The 15333-nt window shown below is 72.7% G+C and carries 11 protein-coding genes; 4 read left to right on the top strand and 7 right to left on the bottom strand.

Going from position 1 to position 15333, the window contains the following annotated elements; genetic code table 11:
- Positions 1–340: 340 nt before the first annotated feature.
- Together KBX37_RS29860 and KBX37_RS29855 are read left to right on the top strand one after the other, a co-directional pair.
- The gene (locus KBX37_RS29860; RefSeq protein ID WP_210779218.1) at positions 341–2845 is read left to right on the top strand and encodes an RNA helicase; all 2505 of its coding nucleotides are present in this window, start codon (positions 341–343) and stop codon (positions 2843–2845) included.
- Positions 2846–2965: 120 nt separating this feature from the next.
- Positions 2966–3613, top strand: coding sequence for a hypothetical protein (locus KBX37_RS29855; RefSeq protein WP_088962899.1), 648 nt, complete (start codon positions 2966–2968; stop codon positions 3611–3613).
- Positions 3614–3703: 90 nt separating this feature from the next.
- On the opposite strand, the gene KBX37_RS29850 is transcribed toward KBX37_RS29855, so the two are convergent.
- The 7 genes from KBX37_RS29850 to KBX37_RS29820 form a co-directional block, all read right to left on the bottom strand.
- Entirely contained in the window at positions 3704–5215 is a 1512-nt protein-coding gene (locus KBX37_RS29850; RefSeq protein WP_210779217.1) for an MFS transporter, read from the bottom strand.
- Positions 5212–6996: an IucA/IucC family siderophore biosynthesis protein gene (locus KBX37_RS29845; protein WP_210779216.1), complete on the bottom strand. Its 1785-nt coding sequence runs from the start codon at positions 6994–6996 to the stop codon at positions 5212–5214. The genes KBX37_RS29850 and KBX37_RS29845 overlap by 4 nt, the downstream gene beginning before the upstream one ends.
- Positions 6993–7562 carry a GNAT family N-acetyltransferase gene (locus tag KBX37_RS29840; RefSeq protein WP_210779215.1) on the bottom strand — a complete coding sequence of 190 codons (570 nt, stop codon included), beginning with the start codon at positions 7560–7562 and terminating at the stop codon, positions 6993–6995. Before KBX37_RS29840 ends, KBX37_RS29845 begins: the two co-directional genes overlap by 4 nt.
- Positions 7559–8851, bottom strand: coding sequence for a lysine N(6)-hydroxylase/L-ornithine N(5)-oxygenase family protein (locus KBX37_RS29835; RefSeq protein WP_210779214.1), 1293 nt, complete (start codon positions 8849–8851; stop codon positions 7559–7561). The genes KBX37_RS29840 and KBX37_RS29835 overlap by 4 nt, the downstream gene beginning before the upstream one ends.
- Before the next feature lie 26 nt (positions 8852–8877).
- The gene (locus KBX37_RS29830; RefSeq protein WP_210779213.1) at positions 8878–10437 is read right to left on the bottom strand and encodes an aspartate aminotransferase family protein; all 1560 of its coding nucleotides are present in this window, start codon (positions 10435–10437) and stop codon (positions 8878–8880) included.
- 98 nt (positions 10438–10535) lie between these two features.
- A complete protein-coding gene (locus KBX37_RS29825) occupies positions 10536–11813 on the bottom strand; it encodes an MFS transporter (protein ID WP_210779212.1) in 1278 nt (425 codons plus the stop codon).
- Positions 11810–12520: a siderophore-interacting protein gene (locus KBX37_RS29820; protein WP_210779211.1), complete on the bottom strand. Its 711-nt coding sequence runs from the start codon at positions 12518–12520 to the stop codon at positions 11810–11812. The genes KBX37_RS29825 and KBX37_RS29820 overlap by 4 nt, the downstream gene beginning before the upstream one ends.
- Before the next feature lie 100 nt (positions 12521–12620).
- Here KBX37_RS29820 and KBX37_RS29815 point away from each other — a divergent pair, with 100 nt between their 5' ends.
- Positions 12621–14687, top strand: a complete 2067-nt coding sequence (locus KBX37_RS29815) for a penicillin acylase family protein (protein ID WP_210779210.1) — start codon at positions 12621–12623, stop codon at positions 14685–14687.
- Complete coding sequence (locus KBX37_RS29810; RefSeq protein ID WP_210779209.1) at positions 14684–15241, top strand: GNAT family N-acetyltransferase; 558 nt, start codon at positions 14684–14686, stop codon at positions 15239–15241. Before KBX37_RS29815 ends, KBX37_RS29810 begins: the two co-directional genes overlap by 4 nt.
- Positions 15242–15333: the final 92 nt, after the last annotated feature.

The raw sequence follows: 15333 nt of genomic DNA, 5'->3' as shown, positions 1-15333 counted from the left end.
GCAACCGCCTCGTCGGCATCCTCCACGGCTGCCTCAAGACCACCACTCTCTACGACCAGGCAACCGCCTGGTCACACCGAACCCAACCCGCCGCTGCTTGACATCCAAGCTCCTGGGATGTCTGACCCACCCCACCCAGCCCACCCCTCCGCCGCGCCCACCCGACTGACGCCGGGCGCTCTTTCGGAGAAAGAGTGCCTATCGGGGCGGGAATAGCCACGCTTTCTCTGAATCTGCGGGGGGCGAAGGGCTGGGGCGCGAGGGGCGGGCGGGGTGGGGTGGGGTGGGCGGTGTACCCGGTTGGCGGGCGGGGGTGCGGGGCGGGCACGATGGAGCGGCTATGACGCTCACTGCCGCGCTGCCTCGAAGCGCCGACCCCGACACCCTCTACGACGCGTTCGCCGGCTGGGCGAAGGAGCGCGGCCTCGACCTCTACCCCCACCAGGAGGAGGCGGTCATCGAGATCGTCTCCGGCGCGAACGTGATCATGAACACGCCGACCGGCTCCGGCAAGAGCCTGGTCGCGATCGCGGCGCACTTCGCCGCCCTGGCCGACGACCGGACCACCTTCTACACCGCGCCGATCAAGGCGCTGGTGTCGGAGAAGTTCTTCGCCCTCTGCGAGGTCTTCGGCGCGGAGAACGTCGGCATGCTCACCGGCGACGCCAGCGTCAACGCCGACGCCCCGATCATCTGCTGCACCGCCGAGATCCTGGCCAACCTCGCGCTGCGCGAGGGGTCCCGGGCGGACGTCGGCCAGGTGGTCATGGACGAGTTCCACTTCTACGCCGAGCCCGACCGGGGCTGGGCGTGGCAGGTGCCGCTGATCGAGCTGCCGCAGGCGCAGTTCGTGCTGATGTCGGCCACGCTCGGCGACACCACCCGGTTCGTCGACGACCTGACCCGGCGCACCGGGCGGTCCACCGCCGTCGTCCGCTCCGCCGAGCGGCCGGTCCCGCTGTTCTTCTCGTACGCGATGACCCCGATGCACGAGACCCTGGAGGAGCTGCTGGAGACCAAGCAGGCCCCGGTCTACGTCGTGCACTTCACCCAGGCCGCCGCGTTGGAACGCGCCCAGGCGCTGATGAGCGTCAACGTCTGCACCCGGGCCGAGAAGGACATGATCGCCCAGGCGATCGGCAACTTCCGGTTCACCTCCGGCTTCGGCAAGACCCTGTCCCGGCTGGTCCGGCACGGCATCGGCGTACACCACGCCGGCATGCTGCCCAAGTACCGCCGACTGGTGGAGACCCTCGCCCAGGCCGGACTACTCAAGGTCATCTGCGGCACCGACACCCTGGGCGTCGGCATCAACGTGCCGATCCGCACCGTGCTCTTCACCGGCCTGTCCAAGTACGACGGGGTGCGTACCCGGCTGCTCAAGGCCCGCGAGTTCCACCAGATCGCCGGGCGGGCCGGGCGGGCCGGCTTCGACACCCTCGGCCGGGTGGTGGTGCAGGCCCCCGAGCACGTCATCGAGAACGAGAAGGCTCTGGCCAAGGCCGGCGACGACCCGAAGAAGCGCCGCAAGGTGGTCAAGAAGAAGCCGCCGGAGGGCTCGGTCGGCTGGGGGCAGCCCACCTTCGAGCGCCTGGTCGAGGCCGAGCCGGAGCCGCTGACCTCCAGCTTCCAGGTCAGCCACTCGATGCTGCTCAACGTCATCGGTCGGCCCGGCGACGCGTTCGCCTCGATGCGGCACCTGCTCACCGACAACCACGAGGACCGGGCCGCCCAGCGCCGGCACATCCGCCGGGCCATCGCCATCTACCAGGCGCTGAAGGCCGGCGGGGTGGTCGAGCAGCTCGACGAGCCCGACGAGCAGGGCCGGCGGGTCCGGTTGACCGTCGACCTCCAACTCGACTTCGCCCTCAACCAGCCGCTGTCGCCCCTGGCCCTGGCCGCGATCGAGCTGCTCGACGTCGAGTCACCGTCGTACGCCCTGGACGTGCTCTCGGTGATCGAGTCGATCCTCGACAACCCGCGCCAGGTGCTCTCCGCCCAGCAGTTCAAGGCCCGCGGCGAGGCGGTCGCCGCGATGAAGGCCGAGGGCATCGAGTACGAGGCCCGCCTGGAACTGCTCGACGAGGTGACCTGGCCCAAGCCCCTCGCCGAGCTGCTCGGGGCGGCGTACGAGATGTACCGGCAGGGCCACCCGTGGGTCGCCGACCACGAACTGTCCCCCAAGTCGGTCGTCCGGGACATGTACGAGCGGGCGATGACGTTCACCGAGTACGTGCAGTTCTACGGCCTGTCCCGGTCGGAGGGGCTGGTGCTGCGCTACCTCGCCGACGCGTACAAGACGCTCCGGCAGACGGTGCCCGAGGACGCCAAGACCGAGGAGCTGGTCGACCTCATCGAGTGGCTGGGCGAGCTGGTGCGCCAGGTCGACTCCAGCCTGATCGACGAGTGGGAGCGGCTGCGCAACCCGTCCGACGTGGCGGAGCTGGCCTCCTCGCTGGCGGACAAGCCGCCGGCGGTCACCCGCAACGCCCGCGCGTTCCGGGTGCTGGTGCGCAACGCGCTGTTCCGCCGGGTCGAGCTGGCCGCGCTGCGCCGCTGGTACGACCTGGGTGAGCTGGACTCCGCGTCGGGCTGGGACGCCGACGCGTGGGCCGAGGCGCTGGAGCCGTACTTCGAGTCGTACGACTCGATCGGGGTCGGCCCCGACGCGCGCGGGCCGGCGCTGCTGATGATCGAGCAGGGCCGGGAGCGCTGGACGGTACGGCAGATCCTGGACGACCCCGAGGGCGACCACGACTGGGGGATCAGCGCCGAGGTGGACCTGGCCGCGTCCGACGAGGCGGGCGCCGCGGTGGTCCGGATCACCGACGTCGGGCAGCTGTAGAAAAGAGTTTCGCGGGGCCGTCCGGAGTGTCCGGGCGGCCCCTTTCGTTCCCTGGGCGATGTCACCCCCGTCGATTAGAATGTATGTACTAATCGAGGTTCCTGACCTGGGAGGACGCTCGTGACCGCGCCCACCTCCGCCGCCCCGCTCACCCCCTACGCCACGCTCCTCGGCTTCACCCGGTACGTCGACCGCACCGGGCCGACCAAGGCCACCTTCGTCGGTGGGCTGCGCAAGCAGCGGGCCAGCCGGCACGGGTTCAACCCGCACGGCCAGTTCGTCAAGGCCCTCAAGGCCGACATCGCCTTCCACACCGGCGGCACCCACCTCGCCGGCGTGGCCGACGTGGTCAAGCCCCGGTGGCGCCCGCTCTACCAGGCGCTCGTCCCCGGCGCGACGGCCTGGCTGGAGTCCCTCGGCGAGCCGGCCGGCATCGACCTGGCCCAGACCCGCGACGCGCTCGCCATGCTGGGCGACCTGCCCGTCAAGATCAACCCACACTTTGGCATCCGGTACGCCGACGGCCACGCCGAGGCCGTCCGGCTGCACTTCGACGAAGCCCCACCGAGCGAGGAGGCGACCCTCGCCACGCTGCACCTGATGGCCCGGCACATGGACGCGGTGCTGCCGCACGCCGAGCCGGTCCTGGTCGACGTGCGGCGGGGCGAGGCCCACCGGATGCCCGACACGATCAAGCCCGAGCAGGTCGAGCAGTGGCTGGCCGGGGAGGCCGCCGCCTTCCGCGCCATCTGGTCCACCGCCGCCTGACCCGACCTCCCCGTCCGGGCCGATCTCCGGTCCGGACGGGCGGTCGCCGTATCGGGGCAGCCACCCCGGGATCCGTGACGGGCGCGGGGATCAGCGGATGCGGTCGGCCCGGCGCAGCAGCCCCGCGGTGACGAGGCCGCCGACGAGAACCGCGACGGCGCCCACCGTCTGGCCGGTCTCCAGTGCCGCGCGGAACGCGTCGGAGACGACCTGCCGGTCGGTCTCCGACCGGGCGGCGGCCACGGCGGCGGGGAGCGATCCCGCGCCGGCCAGGGCGGGTGGCAGCAGCGCGGCGAACCGGGCGTTCAGCACGGCCCCCAGCACGGCGATGCCCAGGCTGCCGCCGACCTCGGTCATGGTGCCGTCCACGCCCGCGCCGACGCCGGCCTTGCGCGCCGGCACGGCGCTCATCACCGCCTCGACGATGGCCGGGTTGGCCAGTGCGCAGCCGGCGCCCATCAGCAGCAGCCCGCCGAGCAGCACGGGGTAGCCGTCTCCCGGTGCGTGCGTGACGACCGTGAGTCCGCCGGCCAGCAGCGCCATCCCGACGGCGATCGCCGCCGGCGACCCGAGCCGGCGGATGACCCGGGCGGCGACGCCGGCGAGGTTGAGCACGACGATGGAGAGCGCGAAGGGCACCATCCGCAGCCCGGCCTCCCACGCCGAATAGCCGCGTACGAACTGGAGGTGCTGGGTCAGCAGGAACAGTGCGCCGGTGGCGCCGAAGGTGATCAGGACGACCCCGGAGACCGCGCCGACGAACCGGCGTTCGGAGAACAGGCTCATGTCCAGCATCGGGGCCGGGATCCGCCGCTCCCAGGCCACGAAGAGCACCAGCAGCAGCACGCCGGCACCGGCCGCGCCGAGCACCGCCGGCACCGCCCACCCGTGTTCCGGCCCGGAGATGATCGCCCAGACCACCCCGGTCAGGCCGGCCGTGGAGAGCAGCACGCCGAGCAGGTCGAGGCGGCCGTCCACCGGATCACGGGACTCCGGTACCAGCGCCCCGGCGGCCAGCAGGCAGACCAGCACGATCGGGACGTTGACCAGGAAGATCGCGTTCCACGGCAGGTGGGCGAGAATGGCGCCACCGATCGGCGGCCCGGCCGCGAAGCCCAGCGCGCTGGTGGCCGCCCAGAAACCGATCGCCCGGGGCCGCTCGGCGGCGTCGAAGATCTGCATGGCGACCGCGAGGGTGGCGGTGACCAGGAGGGCGCCGCCGATCCCCATGCCGGCCCGGGCGGCGATGAGCTGCCCGCTGGTCCCGGCTAGCCCGGCGGCCAGCGAGCCGGCGCCGAACAGGACCAGGCCGGCGAGGAGCATCCGCCGCCGCCCGTACCGGTCGGCGGCGCTGCCGGCGGTGAGCAGCAGGCCGCACTGCACCAGCGCGTACGCGTTGATCATCCATTGGACGTCGGCGGTGCTGGCGTCCAGTTCGCCGGTGAGCACCGGGATCGCCACGGTCAGCACGGTGTTGTCGAGGACCACGGTGACCTGGGCCAGGCAGAGCACGGCCAGGATCAGCCAGCGGTGTCGGACCGGGCCGGCCGGCGGGGTCCCCGCCGCCGGGTTACCGTCGCGCAGCGCGCCGGGGGTGCTCATCGCGGCGGGGCGAAGCGGGCGAGCGGGTTGGCCAGGGTGCCGACGAACTGCAACGCGGCCGACGGGTCGGCGAGGTCGACCATCTGCCGGTTGTTGCGCAGTTGCAGCCGGTTCAGGCAGGACAGCGGGAACTCGGCGGCGAAGAGGTCGTGCCGGCGCAGCCGGTCAGCCAGGTGCGGGACGCCGCGCTGGTAGTCGGCGGCGCACTCGGCCACCGTGCGCCAGAACTCGTCCTCGGCCAGGACGCCCTCGGTGACCAGGATGGCGTTGAGGTGGCGCAGGAAGCAGTCGAACACGTCGGTGAAGATCGACAGGATCTTCTCCTCGTCGGGGACCGCGACCCGGATGCGCCGCACCGCCGGTGGCAGGTCGGCCTCGGGGTCCATCACCGCGATCTCCTCGGCGATGTCCTTGAAGATCACCCGCTCCACCGCCCCGTCGTGCAGCACCAGGATCACGTTCTCCCCGTGCGGCATGAAGGCCAGGTCGTGGGCGTAGAGGCTGTGCAGCAGGGGGACCAGGTAGGCGTCGAGGTAACGGCGCAGCCAGACCTTCGGCGCCAGCCCCGACTCCGCGACCAGCGCGCCGGCGACCGAGCGGCCGCCGTGGTCGACGTGCAGCAGGGACGCCATGGTCGCCAGCCGGCGGCCCGGCTCCAGCCCGGCGACCGGGCTCTCCCGCCAGAGCGCGGCCAGCATCTTCCGGTACGGGGAGTACCGGTCGGTCGCCGCCTCGTACTGCCGGTGGCGGTAGCCGATCGCGGCGCGCTCCCGGATGATCGTCAGCCGGCTGCGCCGGAACACGGGATCGGTGGCGACGAGGTCGGCCAGCCAGTCGTTGATCGCCGGGGTGTGCTCCATGTACGCGGCGGACAGCCCGCGCATGAAGCCCATGTTGAGCACCGACAGGGCGGTCTTGACGTAGTGCTTCTCCGGGTGGGTGACGTTGAAGAAGGTGCGGATGGACTGCTGGGCGAGGTACTCGTCGGGGCCCTCGCCGAGGCAGACCAGCTGCCGCCGGGCCACCTCGCCGGCGAAGGTGACGGAGAGCTTGTTCCACCACTGCCACGGATGCACCGGGAGGAGCAGGTAGTCGGCCGGGTCCAGGCCCAGCCCGGTGAGGGTACGGGCGAAGCCGGCGAGCGTGTCGTCGCCGAGTTCGGCGCGGACCAGGGTGTCGTAGTCCAGGTCGGTGGCGCAGCTGAAGGTGGTTTGGTCGCGGTGTGCGGCCAGCCAGATCAGCCGGACCGGCCGGGCGGCCTCCGGGGCGTACCGGTGGTACTCGTGCACCCCGAAACCGATCCGGCCGTTGTTGGCCACGAAGCAGGGGTGCCCCTCGGTCATCTGGGTCTCGACGTTCTGGAAGTCCGCCCGGGCCAGCTTGGTGGCGTCCATCGCCGGCTTGCCGAGCTTGTACGCGGTGCCGGCCAGCGTCGAGGTGATCTCCTCGAGGTAGACCGGCAGGATCTCGTCGGTGAGACCGAGCGCCCCGCGCAGGTCGAGGCAGAGGTCGACGGCGTCCAGCGGCACCTCCCGGCCGTCGGAGTGCCGGGTGATGCTGGCCGCGTCGACCTGCCAGTGCCGCAGGGCGAGCAGCCGGGCGGTGAACCGGTACTCGACGGTGCCGTCGTCGCCGCGTACCCGGTAGCGGTCCGCGCCCAGCGGCTCGGGGGTGATCAGTCGTTCGTGGGCGAACTCCGCGAGGGCCTTGCGGACCAGCAGCCGGTTGGCCTCGGCCCAGTGCCCCGGGGTCAGGTGGTCCACGGATGCGAGCGGGTTCACGCGGGCAGGTCTCCTCGGGTGGCGGCCAGGAACGTCTCACGGGTGCAGACGCTGAGCAGGGCGTCCTTCTCGGGCTTGCGGATCGGGCCGACGACGGTGAAGCCCACGGCGGCGTTGAGCGCGTGCACGGCGTGGTTGCGCACGTCCGGTTCGACGACGACGCGGCGGACGGCCGGGTCGGCGAAGAGCCACGCCATGACCGTGGTGATCACGGCGCGGGTGAAGCCGTGCACGGGGGTGTCGGCGGGCGCGCAGAGGAAGTGCATGCCGACGTCGCCGTCCGCGGCGTCGTACAGGCCGACGAGTTCGACGTGGGCCGGGTCGTACCGCTCGGCGAGGAACGCCGGCCGGCCGCGCCACGAGCCGAGGTACGCGTCGTGGTGCGGGTGCGCGGCGATCCGCCGGTACTCCTGCGCCACCCGGGCCACGTCGGCGTCCTGCATCAGCCAGAACGCGGCCCTGGGGTGGGTGACCCAGCCGTGCAGCAGCGCGGCGTCGCCGTCCGGGTCGAGGGTACGCAGGGCGAACTCGCCGAGCCGGTCGTCGACCCCGCGGAACACCGTCATGCGGTCACCGCCACCGGCGCGCCGAACTCCTGGAAGGCGATGCGCTGCTCGATCGGGTAGTGCTCGCGCCCGGTCAGCTCCCGGATGATCCAGGAGTTGCGGTACGCGCCCATGCCGAGATCCGGCGAGGTGATGCTGTGCGCCTGGGTGCCGGCGTTCTGCAGGAAGACGCCCCGGCCGGTGTGGTCGACGGAGTAGTTGCGGGCGACGTCGAAGCGGCCGTGCGAGTCCCAGCGGAGCCGGTCGCGGATCGGCTCCAGGAAGTCGGGCACCCGGTAGTGGTAGCCGGTGGCCAGCACCAGCCCCTCGGTGGTGAGGGTGAAGTCGCGGCCCTGCTCGACGTTGCGCAGGCCGAGCGTGTACGTCCCGCTCGCCGGGTCGTGGGTGGCGGTGCTCAGCGCGGTGTTGGTCATCAGCCGGGTGGGCACCGGGCCGGCCACGCTGCGGGCGTAGAGCAGGTCGAAGATGTCGTTGACCAGGTCGGCGTTGATGCCCTTGAACAGGCCCTTCTGCTCGGCCTCCAGCCGGTACCGGGTCGCCTCGGGCAGGGCGTGGAAGTAGTCCACGTAGTCCGGCGAGGTCATCTCCAGGGTGAGCTTGGTGTACTCCAGCGGGAAGAACCGCGGCGAGCGGGTGACCCAGTTGAGCTGGTAGCCGTGGGTGCCGATGTCGGAGAGCAGGTCGTGGTAGATCTCGGCCGCGCTCTGCCCGCTGCCGACCACGGTGACGCTGCGCTTGGCCCGCAGCGCCGCCCGGTTCTCCAGGTACCGCGAGTTGTGGATCACGTCGCCGCCGAGGTCACGGCAGGCGTCGGGGACGTGGGGCGGGGTGCCGGTGCCCAGCACCAGGTGCCGGGCCCGGTGGGTGACCCGCTGGCCGGCCGCCGTGGCGTGCACGACGTACCGCTCGTCGGTCGGGTCGTACTCGATGGAGGTGACCTCGTGGCCGAACCGGACGCTGGACAGCTTCGCCGCCGCCCACCGGCAGTAGTCGTTGTACTCGCTGCGCAGCGGGAAGAAGCTCTCCCGGATGTAGAACGGGTACAGCCGCCCGGACTCCTTGAGATAGTTCAGGAACGAGTAGGGCGAGGTGGGGTCGGCCAGGGTGACCAGGTCGGCGAGGAACGGCGTCTGCAGGCGGGTGGACTCCAGCAGCATGCCGGGATGCCAGTTGAAGTCGTCGCGGGCCTCGAGGAAGAGGCCGTCGAGGTCGCCGATCGGCGCGGTCAGGCAGGCCAGGCCCAGGTTGTACGGGCCCAGCCCGACGGCAATGAAGTCGTGGGTCGACATGGGGTTCTCCAGGGCGGGACGGCCGGTCAGCGAATAGGGCAGGACAGCTCACCGGCCGTGCGGGTACGCACGTACCAGCCGGCGTGTTCGGCGATCAGGTCGAGGACGTGGGCGATGTCGTCCACGGTGGTCTCCGGGTTGAGCAGGGTGAACTTCAAGTGGTGCGCGCCGTCCACGGTGGTCCCCGCGACCAGGGCGGCGCCGGACGCGGCCAGCGCCTCGCGGGCGTACAGGTTGGCCTCGTCGACGAGGGCCCGGCCGGGACCGGTGGGCAGGTAGCGGAAGACCACGGTGCTGAGCTGGGACCGGGTCACCACCTCGAAGCGGGGGTCCTCGGTGAGCAGTTGCCAGGCGGCGGCGGCCCGGTCGATCACCTCGTCGAAGAGCGCCCCGACGGCGTCCGGGCCCATGATGCGCAGGGTGAGCCAGAGCTTCAGGGCGTCGAAGCGGCGGGTGGTCTGGATGCTCTTGTCGACCTGGTTGGGGATGCGCTGCTCGACCGCCCGGGCGGGGTTGAGGTAGTCGGCGTGCCAGGTGGCGTGCCGCAGCACCCGGCGGTCGCGCACCAGCAGCGCGCTGGAGCTGACCGGCTGGAAGAAGGACTTGTGGTAATCCACGGTCACCGAGTCGGCCCGCTCGATGCCCTCGAGCAGGTGCCGCCGGGTCGGCGAGACCAGCAGCCCGCAGCCGTACGCGGCGTCGACGTGCAGCCACACGCCGGCCGCCGCGCAGATGTCGGCGATCTGCGGCAGCGGGTCGATGGTGCCGAAGTCGGTGGTGCCGGCGGTCGCCACCACGGCCATCACCCGCAGTCCCTCCCGACGGCACCGCTCGATCTCCCGGGCCAGTTCGTCGGTGCGCATCCGGCGCTCGACGTCGGTGCCGACGGTGACCACCGCGTCGGCGTCCAGGCCGAGCAGCTTCGCCGCCTTCTGCACGCTGAAGTGGCCGGCCGCCGAGGTGAGGATCCGCAGCCGGGACAGCGACTCCGGGCGGGACGGCCGGGTGCCGCCCGAGGTTGCCGCCCGGCCGACCGCCTCCTCCCGGGCCAGCAGCATCGCCTGGAGGTTTGACTGCGTCCCGCCGCTGGTGAACACCCCGTCCGCGGCCGGGCCGAGGCCGACCCGGTCGACCGTCCAGTCGATCAGGCGGCGCTCGATCAGCGTGCCGCCGGCGCTCTGGTCCCAGGTGTCCAGCGAGGAGTTGACCGCGCTCAGCACCGCTTCGCCGAGCAGCGCCGGGATCACCACCGGGCAGTTCAGGTGCGCCAGGTAGCGCGGGTGGTGGAAGTACACCGCGTCGCGCAGGTAGACGTCCTGGAGTTCGTCGAGCGCCGCCCCGGTGTCGCCGAGCGGCCGGTCCAGGTCGATGCCGGCGATCCGGGGCGCGAGGTCCTGCGGGGTGACGCCGGTGAAGGGCCGGTCGGCGGCGGCGACCCGGTCGGCCACCCGGCCGATGCCGTCGGCCAGCACCCGCCGGTAGTCCGCGACGGTGCCGGCGGTGAACAGATGGGCCCGGTCGGCGGCCACCGGGCCGGGGACGGCTCCGGTCGGGAGGGCCTGAACGGTTGCTCCGGGCAGACTCATGGCAGTCCTCAATGGTCGAAAGTGGACACGGCGGGCGGGCGGGCGACGGCGCGGCGTCCGCCAGCGGTCCCGAGTTGATCGAGTGAAGTTAGGTTACCCTAACCTAACTTCGAGTCAACTCGCACCGGCTCGGCGCGCCGCAGCTCGGCGATCGGCGGCTCATCTCCGGCGTCGGACGTGGACACGGGTGCGAACCGGCGCTGGTGGGCGACGCCCACCGCGACGCCGAGCACCACCAGGACCACGCAGCCTCCCGCGACGGCGGGATAGCCCGCCCGGTCGGCGGCGGCCAGCCCGACCGAGGCCGCCACGAACGAGCAGACCAGCCCGAACGAGGACAGGACCGTGAAGTCGGTGCCGCCGGTACCGGGCCGGGAGTAGTCCATGTTGACCGTGTAGAGCACCACGTTGGCCACGGTGTACGCGGCCATGAAGCAGCACAGCGCGGCCACCGTCCCGGCCACCGGCGCCCGCCCGGTCAGCAGCGGCAGCAGCAGCGCCGTGGAGACCGCGAGGGACACCCCCGCGACGACGAGGACCGCCCCGCGACCGAACCGGCCCACGCCGGCCCCGGCGAGCAGCCCGGCCACGACGGCGGGAGCGCTGGTCACCACGCCGGTCACCACCCCGATCCGCCCCAGAGACCAGCCGGCGTCCACCAGCGCCGGCGTGACCAGCGCGTACGCCGCGCCGGCGCCGGTGTAGACCAACGGCACGACCCCGAACGTCCACCACCGACACCCGGGCTGGGCGAACACCGACAGCAGCGCCCGGTACGCCTGCGCGGCGGAGCCCACCCGGTCGGCCCGGTCCGGTTCCCGGAACCGCCACACCACCAGCAGCCCCAGCGCGGTCAGCCCGGCCAGCAGCAGGATCGCCGGCCGCCAGCCGAACCGGTCGTAGACGACCACGCAGGCGCCGCCGCCGAGCAGGTTGCCGAGATAGCTGGCGGCGACCTGGACGCCGTTGCCGGCCCCCCGGGCGCGCGCCGACAACAGCCGGACGGCGACGGCGTCGACGGCGATGTCCTGGGTCGCGGAGAGGAACACGTACGCGGCGCAGATCGCCACGATCGGGCCGAGCTGCCCGGCGGGACGGTCGAACGGCAGTAGGGCGAGCAGGGACAGCACGAGGCCGGCCTGGAGCACCAGCAGCCAGGACCGGTAGTGGCCCCGCCGGCGTGATCCGTACCGGTCGAGGATCGGCGCCCAGAGGAACTTGAGCGGCCAGACCAGGCCGACGAACTGCAGCAGCGCCAACGTGTCCAGCGAGGTACCGCCGTCGCGCAGGATGGCGGTCAGCCCGACGGTGATGAAGCCGACTCCGAGGTACTGGGTGACGTAGAGCGAGGTCAGGGTGCCGAGGCGGCCGTTCACCGGGCGGTCCAGTAGCCGAGCGAGGTCACCTGGTGCCGGCCGGCGCCGAGGGTGCGCCGGACGTGCCGGGTGATGCTGCGCGTACTGGCCGCCTCGCAGGCGACCCAGTAGTGGGCGTCGGCGGCGGCGGGCAACGCCGCGCAGACCGTCTCGACCAGGTGCCGCCCCTCGTCCCGGCGGGGCACCCAGGTGACCTCGTGTCCCGCCCGGGCGCGCGGCGTCAGGGCCTGCTCGCCCTCGTGCGCGTACTCCAGCCAGACCGTCGCCGGGATGCCGGCGGCGGTGTCGAGCAGGCTGTTCACCGCCGGCAGCGAGGCGGCGTCGCCGACCAGGTAGAGGTGCGCGGGCGCGGGGTCGGGCAGGTGGAAGGCGCTGCCCTGGACGGTGGCGTCGATGGTGTCGTCGACCTGGGCCGTGGTGGCCCAGCGCGCGGCACACCCGTCGTGCAGGGCGAACTCCAGGTGGAAGCGCCCGGTGGCCGGGTCGGGGTCGACCAGCGTGTACGCGCGCTGGTGCGGTCGGCCGTCGTCGTCGAACCAGAGCCGGATCCACATGGTGGGGTGCACCCCGCACGACTCCAGCAGGCCCCCGCCGTCCATCAGCAGCCGCTGGTAGTGGCCGCCGACCGCCTCGGTGTCGAGCACCGTCAGCCGGAAGTCCCGGCCGCCCATGGCCTTGAGGACCAGGGCCTCCCAGTTGCGTTTCACGTGTCGCCCTCCAGTAAGGTTCGCCTTAGTTAGGGGAGGGTAACCTAAGTTGATATTCGATGAGCGCGCGGCTCGCCCCGATTCCGGAGCGGGCCGCGCGGTGACGGGCGTCTATCGCGACGCCCGGGGTGTGCCGCATCTGCGCGCCGGCTCGGTCGACGAACTGGCCCGGTTGCAGGGCCGGGTGGCCGCGCTCGACCGGGCCTGGCAGATCGAGGTCGAGCGGTGGCGCTCGGAGGGCCGGCTCGCCGCGCACGTCGGTCCCGACGCGCTGGGCTGGGACCGGTTCGCCCGGCGCGCCCGGCTCGACGACACCGCGCGGCGGTGCTTCCACCGCCTCTCCCCCACCACCCGGCGGTGGGTCACCGCCTACGTGGCGGGGGTCAACGACGGGCTCGCCGAGGGCGCCGCCGGTGCCCCCGAGTTCGCGGCGGTCGGATCCGCGCCCGGCCGGTGGCAGCCGTGGTCACCGCTGGGGGTCTTCCTCGTTCAGCACATCCTCTTCTCCACCTTTCCCAACAAGCTCTGGCACGCCCACGTGACCGCCACCCTCGGCGCGGCGGCGACCGGGCTCTTCGCCGTCGAGGGCCCGGGCGGCTCCGGCAGCAACGCCTGGGCGGTACCCGGCGACGCCGCCACCGGCCGGGCGCCGGTCATCGCCGGCGACCCGCACCGCCTCCTCGAACTGCCCGGCATCTACCAGCAGGTACGCCTGGCCTGCCCCGAGTTCGACGTGCTCGGCTTCGCCTTCCCCGGGGTGCCGGGGCTGCCCCACTTCGGCCACGCGGGCGAGGTGGCCTGGGCGGTCACCAACGCGATGGCCGACTACCAGGACCTCTACCGCGAGCAGCTGCGCACCGACGGCGACCGGGTGCTGGTCCGCGACGCCGACGGCTGGGTGCCCGCGCACCGCCACGTCGAGCGGATCGCCGTCCGCGGCGGCGACCCGGAGACTGTGGAGATCGTCGAGACGCCGCGTGGTCCCGTGGTGGACCACGACCGGCACACCGGCGAAGCGATCAGCCTGCGCACCCCGGCCCGGGTCGAGGCGGATCTCGGCTTCGAGGCGCTGCTGCCGCTGCTGCGCTCCCGCACCGTCGACGACGTCGCCGACGCGCTGCGCGCCTGGGTCGAGCCGGTCAACAGCGTCCTCGTGGCGGACCGCAGCGGGGCCGTGCACCAACTGGTCGCCGGGCTGGTGCCCGACCGGGACGAACGCTGCCGGTCAGAACCGGTGCCCGGCTGGGACCCGCGGTACCGGTGGCGCGGCGGGTACGCCGAGACGAAGCCGGTCGGAGTCGAGGACATCGCGGTCTGCGCCAACGACCGCCGCCCCGACGTGGCCGACCTCGGCGCCGACTTCGCCCCGCCGCACCGCGCCGACCGGATCCGGGCCCTGCTGGCCGACGGCGTCGCACCGGAGGACGTACACATGGACACCCGGCTCGCCGCAACGCCGCTGCGCGAACTGCTCCACCGGCTCGACCCGGACGACCTCGATCGGCCCGCCCGGGAGCTGCTGAACCGGCTCACCGCCTGGGACGGGTCGATGCGGGCCGACAGCACCGACGCCGGCGCCTTCGCGGCCTGGCGTACCGCGTTGGCCCGCCGGCTGCACGAGCACCCGAGCCTGCGCCCGTTGCGCGCACCCGGCGCGTACGACGAGCTGTTCAGGCCGTGGACGGACCCGCTGTCGCGGATCGGCCACGCCCTCGACGGCGTCGTGGCCGGGCTGCACCGCCTCGGCGCCGACGTCGCGCCGGTGGCGGCCGCGGCGCTCGCGGACGTCGCCGCCGACGGGCCGCCGCCGGCCTGGGGACGGCGGCACCTGCTGCATCCGGTGCACCTCGGGGTGGCCCCCGCCGTCGACGTGGCAGTGGCCGCCATGCGGGCCGCGACCGCGCTGGGCGGCGACGCCGACTGCGTGCTCGCCACCTCCAGCGTCCCCGGGGTCTCCGACGCCTGCTGGCGCGGACCGGTCGCCCGCTACGTGTGGGACCTCGGCGACCGCGCCCGCAGCCGCTGGATCGTCCCGTTCGGGGCGTCCGGACGCCCCGACGACCCGCACTTCGCCGACCAGCTTCCCCGGTGGGCAACGGGCGAGCTGGACCCGGTGGACACCGACTGGCGACACCTGACCCGAGAACCAGGAGACGACAACCCGTGACGTACCAGCAGGACATCCCCGGCTTCGGCGAGCTGCGGCTCGTCGTGGTCGACCCGACCGCTCACGCCGAGTTGCTGCACGGGTGGGTCACCCAGCCGCGCGCGACGTTCTGGGGCATGGGCGGGTACACCGTGGACGAGGTGCGCGAGGTCTACGCGTTCATCGACGGGCTGGACACGCACCACGCGTACCTGATCATGCTCGACGGCGAGCCGGTCGGCCTGTTCCAGACCTACCTGCCGGAGGCGGACCCGGTCGGCGAGCGATACCCGGTACGAGACGGCGACATCGGGATGCACCTGCTGCTCGCCCCCGGCCAGCGGCCGCCGCGCGGCCTGACCACCGCCGTCGGCCCGGCCCTGGCCCGCTTCCTGTTCCGCGACCCCACCCGGCAGCGCATCGTGGTGGAACCGGACGTCCGCAACCACCTCGCGCTGCGCCGCCTCGAACGCGAGGGCTTCACCTTCGACGAGGAGATCGAGATGCCCGACAAACGTGCCCAACTAGCCTTCCTCACCCGCTCCCGCTTCGAATCCACCCACCCCACCCCCTGATCCCCTCCCCTCGGGGCGCTTTTTCCGAGAAAGCGTGGCTATTCCTCCGCGAATAGCCACGCTTTCTCGGAAAGAGCGCGGGGAGGGGGTGG

This window comes from Micromonospora sp. U56 (genome assembly GCF_018070095.1).
Classification (GTDB): Bacteria; Actinomycetota; Actinomycetes; order Mycobacteriales; family Micromonosporaceae; genus Micromonospora; species Micromonospora purpureochromogenes.
The sequence above is the reverse complement of the archived record's forward strand: the minus strand, read 5'-3'. Positions and strand labels throughout refer to the sequence as shown.

Bases quoted from the DNA above. Each gene is read 5' to 3' on its own strand.
- KBX37_RS29860 (WP_210779218.1), top strand. From the start codon at position 341: ATGACGCTCACTGCCGCGCTGCCTCGAAGCGCCGACCCCGACACCCTC.
- KBX37_RS29835 (WP_210779214.1), bottom strand. From the start codon at position 8,851: ATGTCGACCCACGACTTCATTGCCGTCGGGCTGGGCCCGTACAACCTG.
- KBX37_RS29830 (WP_210779213.1), bottom strand. From the start codon at position 10,437: ATGAGTCTGCCCGGAGCAACCGTTCAGGCCCTCCCGACCGGAGCCGTC.
- KBX37_RS29840 (WP_210779215.1), bottom strand. From the start codon at position 7,562: ATGACGGTGTTCCGCGGGGTCGACGACCGGCTCGGCGAGTTCGCCCTG.
- KBX37_RS29850 (WP_210779217.1), bottom strand. From the start codon at position 5,215: ATGAGCACCCCCGGCGCGCTGCGCGACGGTAACCCGGCGGCGGGGACC.